General features: G+C 59.3%; 7 protein-coding genes and 1 pseudogene. 1 reads left to right on the top strand and 7 read right to left on the bottom strand.

The genetic code is table 11. The features are described 5' to 3' along the window. From VNM72_15595 to VNM72_15565, 7 genes and pseudogenes are all read right to left on the bottom strand, one after another. On the bottom strand, window positions 1–192 hold a 192-nt coding region (locus VNM72_15595), incomplete at its 3' end, for a 6-carboxytetrahydropterin synthase (GenBank protein HXF06816.1). Between the two features lie 53 nt (window positions 193–245). Then, window positions 246–980: an SDR family oxidoreductase gene (locus tag VNM72_15590; GenBank protein ID HXF06815.1), complete on the bottom strand. Its 735-nt coding sequence runs from the start codon at window positions 978–980 to the stop codon at window positions 246–248. Window positions 981–1,216: 236 nt separating this feature from the next. Further along, entirely contained in the window at window positions 1,217–1,648 is a 432-nt protein-coding gene (locus tag VNM72_15585; GenBank protein HXF06814.1) for a heme-binding protein, read from the bottom strand. Window positions 1,649–1,855: 207 nt separating this feature from the next. Beyond that, complete coding sequence (locus VNM72_15580) at window positions 1,856–3,877, bottom strand: RNB domain-containing ribonuclease (GenBank protein ID HXF06813.1); 2,022 nt, start codon at window positions 3,875–3,877, stop codon at window positions 1,856–1,858. A gap of 141 nt (window positions 3,878–4,018) precedes the next feature. Beyond that, window positions 4,019–4,798 (bottom strand): Fic family protein, encoded by a 780-nt coding sequence (locus tag VNM72_15575; GenBank protein ID HXF06812.1) that lies wholly within the window; start codon window positions 4,796–4,798, stop codon window positions 4,019–4,021. Between the two features lie 38 nt (window positions 4,799–4,836). Next, window positions 4,837–5,766, bottom strand: coding sequence for a UTP--glucose-1-phosphate uridylyltransferase GalU (gene galU, locus VNM72_15570; protein ID HXF06811.1), 930 nt, complete (start codon window positions 5,764–5,766; stop codon window positions 4,837–4,839). Between the two features lie 18 nt (window positions 5,767–5,784). Continuing rightward, window positions 5,785–6,018, bottom strand: a pseudogene (locus VNM72_15565) (Clp protease N-terminal domain-containing protein). A gap of 203 nt (window positions 6,019–6,221) precedes the next feature. Between VNM72_15565 and VNM72_15560 the strand changes: the two are divergent. Further along, a partial coding sequence (locus tag VNM72_15560; protein HXF06810.1) for a hypothetical protein occupies window positions 6,222–6,345 on the top strand: 124 nt, incomplete at its 3' end.

Genomic DNA, 6,345 nt, shown 5'->3' with positions numbered 1-6,345 from the left:
CTCGTCAACCCAGGACTTGACGAGCCGTTCGATATCATCGAAATCAACGACCATTGCTCGGTCGTCCAGGTGATCGGATTCCAGCGTGATCTCCGCCTTGGCATTATGGCCATGAAGATTGCGGCACTTCCCCGCGTAGTTGAGGAGCCGATGGCCATAACAGAAATGAATCTGCTTCGTTGCCTGGTACATCGCTATCCTCCATGACGGCACTGTTGTGACTTCCCTCGTGGTGATGGCCTTCCCTATCGGATGAGCCGCCCACCATCCACGACGAGCGTATGCCCGGTGATAAAATCGCTCCCTTCGATGAGGAAAAGGACGGCCTGCGCAACATCCTCGGGCGATCCGAGGCGGCCAAGCGGCGTCTCCTGAATAATTTTCTCCCGCTCCCGGTCATCGTAATCTTCCGGCAACAGAACCGGGCCGGGGGCGACGCTATTGACCTGAATGGTCGGCGCGAGCGTACGCGCGAGAACCTGCGTCAGGGCAATCACACCGGCTTTGGAGACGCAATAGGGAATATAGTCGGCGTAAGGCCGATAGCCCGCCCAATCGGAAATATTGATGATCTTTCCCTCCCCCTGCCTCTGCATGACCTGCGCTGCGGCCTGGGCGCAGAAGAAGGTCGCCTTCAAATTCACGTCGAAGTGATCATCCCAGTCCCGCTCGGTGATCGCTCCAAAGGGTGTGCGCCAAAAGACCGACGCATTATTGACGAGTACATCGAGGCGACCGAGAAACTGAGCCGCCCGCTCAACCATACTCTCGATTTCGGAGACTCGGGTGAGATCCGCCGCCAGGGCCGTCGCGCGCACGCCGAGGGCCTGTATTTCTTCGACCGTTCGTTGTGCATCCCCCGACGAATGATGATAGTGCACAACCACATGGGCTCCACGACGGGCCAGCGCCAGAGCCACCACACGGCCCACGCGTTTGGCAGCGCCCGTCACCAGTACTCCTCGGTCCTTCAGTTGCATCAGCCTCCACCTATTGCACGTTGAGAAAGGGAGCGTATGATAATTCTCGCCCCAAGGGGAATGCAAGTTCACCTTTCGGACGCGCGCGTCCCAATCACGGCACCACTACAAGACCGCTCGCGCGATCACGGACTGGAACGCCCGCGCTCGATCACATCGGATCACCGCGGACGGACACGATCAATCGTCCCATCCGGGGTGATCCGTCTGCGTCGGCGGCGATTCCCGGAAGGCAATCAGCTCTTCCCCAGTGCCTTCAGCAGGGCGTCAATTCCCGCCTGGGCAACGGCCATATCTTCCTCCACCGTGCCCGAGCTACAGCCGACGCCGCCGACAATCTGACCGTCCACAAAGATCGGGAGACCTCCGCCGAAAATCATAAACCGGCCATGATTGCTGACATGAATACCAAAAGCGGGTTGGCCCGGCTGGGCCACAGCAGCATATTCGTGAGTTGCCCGGCGCGCTCCTGCTGCCGTAAAGGCTTTGTTGATGGCGATGTCAATGCTGGTGATCCTGGCTCCATCCATACGATGAAAAGCCAGAAGATTCCCTCCATCATCAACGACGGCGATGTCCATGGGAACGCCGATTTCCCGCGCTTTCTCTTCAGCGGCTTCGAGAATGATCTTGGCATCAGCAAGCGTCAGTTTCGGTACCGTGATCATGATACCCTCCCTTGAAAAATAGACCGCGAATTACGCGAAATGACACGAAAAATCTCTGCCCTCTGATGAATGGCTCCCAGGGATCACTCATCCGTGGATCCCTTCCATTGTGGCGCGAGCCCACCCCACCGATGCGCCATGTGCGGACGGGGAAGGGGCGTTTCACACTTTTGATCTTCGCGGATAACAAGTTTCTCTCTTTTCGTTTCACTCGCATTGCTGCAACCGAAGGGTCCCCGTTTTGGGATTCGTCTCAGCGATGGTGACCATCAGATGGTCACCCACATCGAGCGAATCTTTCGTCCGGAGGATCCCTCGAACGAGGTAGTCGGAGAGTTCGACGAGATAAAAACCCGGCATTCGCCGAACGACAATTCCCCGATAGGCCTGTCCCTGCGGTTGTCCCCGCAGGAATTCGAGGATCCAGTAGCGCGTTGCCTTGGCCTCGAGTGCCCGGATCTCCCGTTCAGCCGACTCTACGGTGGCCAGAACTTCCAATAGCTCATCGCGTTCGTAAGGAAGCTGCTCCTTCCGGATGGCCGCCATGAGCTGGCGCTGCATCACCAGATCGGCAAACCGGCGAATCGGAGAGGTCAGTTGCGTATAAGCGCTCAAGCCCAGCCCGGTATGGCTCTGAGGGAATAAAGACAATTTCGATCTTCGGATGAGCTTCACGACTTTCTCAAGCGCCACCGGGTCGTATCTCTCCCGAACGGCTTCCATCAGAGCCGGATCAATCGGCTCGGCGGGAGGATCCTGGGCGCGAAAAATGATGGGGAGGTCGCCGATGGCCGCCTGTTCGGCCGCCAGCCAGTTGGCCAGGATCATCAGCTCGCTAACGATCATCCGGCTGGGAGACCAGGGATCGAGCTGCTTGAGGCTAATCTGGCCGTCCTTCACGCGGACTTTCATCTCCGGACGGCGGATGAGTAACCCTCCACGTTCAAGCCTCCACTCCAGGTGACGGCTGGCCAACTGAGAGAGCCAGACGAGCGCCGCATCGGAAGACGATGCCAGCAACTGATCCGCCTCCTCGTAGGTCAACCGGCGCGCTATCCGGATGACCCCCGGCTCGATGCTCGTCCGGCGGATCTCTCCGCTTCTGTCGCATTCCAGAAGGAAACTCATCACGGGACGGACGGCCCCCTGTTGGAGGCTCGCCAGATCAAAGGCCAGTCGCTCGGGCAACATCGGAATGCGGCCCGTCGGCAGATATACGGTGATGGCCCGTTGATACGCTTCGGCATCGAGAGGATCACCCTTGGCCACGAAGTAGCCGACATCGGCGATGTGGATGCCAAGGCGAACGGTCTCGTCCAGGAATTCGACAGTGAAGGCGTCATCCACCTCCTGAGTCTCCTCGTCATCAATGGCGAACGCCTCCAGACGGGTGAAATCCGTTCGTGTGTCGTCGCCGTGAAAAGGGGTGAGAGCGTTAACGGCCTGCAGGGCCTCGGCGGAGAACTCCTGTCGGATTCCTCCGATGACCAGAAGCGGATCAACCGACGCCTCCAGCCGCCCTACCTTCACCAGCACATCGAAGGCCACTTCCCTGGCCGTCATCTCCTCGTGAACCTTCGAGAGCAGACCGACGACGTCACCTCCCTGCTTCTTGAGGAGGAAGGCCTCGATTCGATCCACAAGCTCGGTGAACTCCGGCGGGATTTCACACGGCTCGTCCGCCGCCAGGACACTCCTCAACCATTCCAGTGACTGTTGCCGCAATGCTTCGCGCCGCCGCTGCTCATCAAGCCTCCTTTGAAGTTCCTCCACCTGAGCGGGCGTCCGGGGTTTGAAGCGAATGCCCACGCGCTTGAAAAAGAATTCATCCCCCATGAGGACGCGAAAGAGAGCGGCATGTTCCTCTGGCGTGGCCCGGGCGAAATAAATCGTGGCCAGTTCGCTCAAATCATATTCCCGACTCTCCCCCGCCACCGTCTCCCACAGCAGGGGGAGATCAATGGTCGAGCAAATGGACTGAACCTGCGCGTTCCACTGCCGGATCAACTCTCCCGGCCCTCTCGGCACAGAGGGTGGAGGGCTGACCACGAGAACAACCTTCGCGGGTGAAACCGTTGCTTCGCGTCCACGTTCGTCTCGGACGACCAACCGATCACTCGTCTGCTTGAGGACGAATCCGACCTGGGCCTCATCCTCAGCCACGAATTCCACGATCTTTCCCGCGTAATCGGCCATGGTGATTTCCGCCGGTGAAGATGGTCCTGCCACCGTCCTGTGAGCGGGTGGCCTCACCCGATGCCGTGTCGGTCCGACAGTATACCACAGCCGAAGACCTCACCGCCCTGGCAAAGGAAGAAACTCTTTCGTAACCCTGCTGTGGGGCGTGAGCCAGGGTAGCCAGAGGGATCCTCACGCTTGACGGGATCGGACGATCTCCGTCATCTGCCGAAGTGTCACCGTGAGTGCACGAGCGAACAGTTCAACCAGTGGATCGGTGGCCATCTGAAGAGCTGAAAGCGTCGCCTGATAGTAGTCTTGCACGAGGTCACGAGGGATGATGATCGGTGGCAAACCCACGCGCAGGGTATAGAGACTCGCGGCCAGGCGAATCACGCGACTCGTGCCCTTAGCAAACGGTTGAAGGTCTGCCAGCCGTGTATGGACGAGCGCTGCTTGTTCGACCGGATGCAGCTCCCTGACGCTCTCCGCAGCGAACCATTCGAGGGCCAGTTCCACCAGACGGGGCAACTCGTCGGGCAGACACGGCACATGACCGGGATAAAGCGGGTTTACCTCGGTCTGACGAAATTGTCCGGCAGAAGGTTCCGCTTCGCCCACAGCGAATCGGTGGAGTGTCAGCAGGAGGTCGGTCGTCAGCTCCACAGTCGCGGGATTCCCGTCAGAGGAGAGGCGGCGACTCAACTCCTCCACAGCCCGCGCAAACCGCCGGGCGACAATCACATGCTCGGAAGAAATTTCCGCTTTCTCCAATACGGCGGCCACCACCTTTTCCCGCTCGACACAAATCCCGTCCAAGAACAGATCGCTTACGACCTGCTCCACCAGCAGCCACCCCGCCAGCTCACCGACGACCTCCGAAGAGAGTGAACCGAGCGACTCAAACTCGCGGTGAGCCCGCTCCAGCATTTCCGCCCAGGGTGGTAACGACCGTTGTGGCAACCGTATCATCGCGGAGTCTAATCGAAGGAGCGCCGACACGGCGCAGATTACTCGCGCCCGGACCAGGTTTCCATCCCCGCGAGTTTCAATTCCTTCAGGTACTGACGAAAAGCCGGCCCAATATCGTCGCGCTTGAGGGCGAGCTCGACCGTGGCGATGAGGAACCCTAACTTATCTCCGGCGTCATAGCGCTTCCCCTCGAAACGATACCCATAGAAAGGCCGCTTCTGAAGCAAAGATCGCATGGCATCAGTGAGCTGAATTTCACCTCCGGCACCGATGGGCGTCTTTTCCAGCTCCTCGAAGATGTCGGGCGTCAGGATATAGCGGCCAATGATGGCCAGATTTGACGGAGCGTCTTCGTAGCGGGGCTTCTCGACCATGTCGTAGATGTAGAAGATATTGGGTTCGACCTCTTCGGCCCGAATCGCGCCGAACCGGGAAATCGCCGGTCCCTCCACGGGCGTGATGGCGACGACGGGAGCCTCGTAACGCTCGAACACGTTGAGAAGTTGTTTGAGGCAGGGGACCTCCGAATCAATCACGTCGTCTCCGAGCAGTACGGCGAACGGCTCATCGCCGACGAGATCGCGGGCAACCAGCACCGCATGACCCAGACCGAGCGCCTTCTTCTGGCGGACGTAGGCGAAGCGCGTCAACGCCGCGATCCGGCGAATTTCCTCCAGTTGATCGTGACGACCTTTCTCTTCCAGCGCCTGTTCCAGCTCGAAGGCGATGTCGAAGTGATCCTCGATGGCATTTTTGCCTCGGCCGGTAACGATGATGATTTGTTCGATGCCGCTGGCGATGGCTTCCTCGACGGCGTACTGAATGAGCGGCTTATCAACGAGCGGCAGCATCTCTTTGGGTTGAGCTTTGGTCGCCGGCAGAAATCGTGTTCCCAATCCGGCAGCGGGGAAAACAGCCTTGCGGATGCGCCGTCCGTAGGCGTATCCGAAGAGGATCCGTCGGATCATCCCCAGGGTCAACTGTTTCTCCCTGACGGTCTTTCCGGCGGTGGACTCAGGGATTCGGAGAAGCCCGAATAACAGGTGACCGGTGCTGATCATGCGCAGACCCTGCCGTTCGGCTTCCTCGGCGGCGAAGACGAGGGCGCGATGCGCCGAACGGCTCAAGGGAACCTCAACCCCCTGAGACTCCGGCGGCTCCGGGGGAGATGTCACGCGCCCGGTGACAGCTTCGCTTAATCCCGGGATTCTCTGAATCATCTCCGGGTCACTCTGCGCCAGTCCTAGAAGGAGATCATCGGGCTCGATGATCGAGCGTCCACATCGCAACGCCTCATCCCGAGCGAGAATAATAATGCGCCGTGCTTCTCGTGTTAGCCGTTCAATCATAGGTCAACCCCGCTGCTATTTGCTCCCCGGAAGAATCCTGTGCTAATTTGTACCATGCGGCACATGGAGATGCAATGCTCGATATCCGCTTTGTCAGAGAAAATCTCGAACGCGTGAAGGAGAAGCTGGCGCAACGCGGGATTCGCGGCGCCCTCGACGAGTTCGAGCGGCTCGATGCCGAACGGCGGGCGAAGATCG

This window comes from Blastocatellia bacterium (assembly GCA_035573895.1).
Lineage (GTDB): Bacteria > Acidobacteriota > Blastocatellia > HR10 > HR10 > DATLZR01.
The sequence above is the reverse complement of the archived record's forward strand: the minus strand, read 5'-3'. Positions and strand labels throughout refer to the sequence as shown.